Origin of the sequence: Mycetohabitans endofungorum, from assembly GCF_002927045.1 — a bacterium.
Lineage (GTDB): Bacteria > Pseudomonadota > Gammaproteobacteria > Burkholderiales > Burkholderiaceae > Mycetohabitans > Mycetohabitans endofungorum.
In genome coordinates this window covers 1-1,274 of the sequence record NZ_PRDW01000067.1, presented here as the reverse complement: position 1 = coordinate 1,274, position 1,274 = coordinate 1, and the positions used below count along the sequence as shown (strand labels likewise).

Sequence of the window (1,274 nt, the reverse complement as noted above, 5' to 3'; positions counted from 1 at the left end):
GAGCGCTCGATTGATTTGGTGGTGGCCCAGCTGGCGATCCTCAAGGCAGGGGCCGCTTACGTACCGATTGATCCGCGCGCGCCCACAGAGCGGCAAAGCTGGATCGTAAGCGATTGCGCCGCCCAGTTGTTGCTCACCGATGCGCACACCGAAGTTACGGCTGCTGTGCCCACAGCGTTATTGCGCCTGGATGTGTCAGACGAAGCGCAAACGGAGCACTTCCCAACGACGTGCCCGCAACCGGCCTGCTGCAGTGCTGATACGGCCTATGTGATGTACACGTCGGGCTCCACTGGCACGCCCAAGGGCGTACTGGTGCCGCATCGAGCGATTGCGCGGCTCGTGATCAACAATGGCTATGTTGATGTTGGAGCGGATGATCGCATCGCATTTGCGGCCAACCCGGCTTTTGACGCAAGCACCTTTGAGGTCTGGGCCCCGTTATTAAATGGCGCGGCGGCTGTCGTGATTGATCATGACACGGTGCTGACGCCAGCGCTGTTTGCGCAAACATTGCGCGAACAGCGCATCAGTGTTTTGTGGTTGACGGTGGGTTTGTTCAATCAAATGGCCATGGAATTGGGCCCAGTCTTTCCCCAACTCAAGGCCTTGATTGTCGGAGGTGACGCGCTAGATGCGAGCGTGGTGGCGCAAGTGCTGCGACAGACGCCTCCTCAACAGCTGATCAACGGTTATGGTCCAACCGAGAGCGCCACATTCGCGACGACTTATAGGATCACTGCGGTGCCCAAGGGCAATGTCAATATCCCGATTGGTCGGCCGATTGCAAATACCCAAGTTTATCTGCTCGATGCACACGGCCAGCCGGTGCCGCTCGGTGCGGTCGGCGAGCTGCACATCGGTGGCGCGGGGGTCGCGCATGGCTATCTGAACCGCCCGGAGCTAACTGCCGAGCGCTTTGTGCGCGATCCGTTCTCAGATGCACCGAATGCGCGAATGTATAAGACGGGCGACTTGGCGCGTTATTTGCCCGATGGAAACCTGGAGTTTATCGGGCGCAACGATGAGCAGGTCAAGATTCGCGGCTTTCGTATTGAGCCCGGTGAGATCGAGGCGTGCTTGGTGCAACACGCGCAGGTGCGCGATGCAGTGGTGCTCGTGCGGGGCGAAGGCATGGATAAGCGGCTTGTCGCGTACGTGGTGGCCGAGCCGGATGACGCGCTGGTCAGCAAGTTGCGCACGCATATAGCTGCTCGCTTGCCCGAGTATATGGTGCCGGCCGCGTTTGTGCGGCTCGATGCGTTGCCCTTAAC

Annotated in this window: 1 protein-coding gene; it reads left to right on the top strand. The window is 59.7% G+C overall.

From position 1 onward, the window contains the following. On the top strand, positions 1-1,274 hold a 1,274-nt coding region (locus B0O95_RS15195; RefSeq protein ID WP_146064138.1), incomplete at both ends, for an amino acid adenylation domain-containing protein.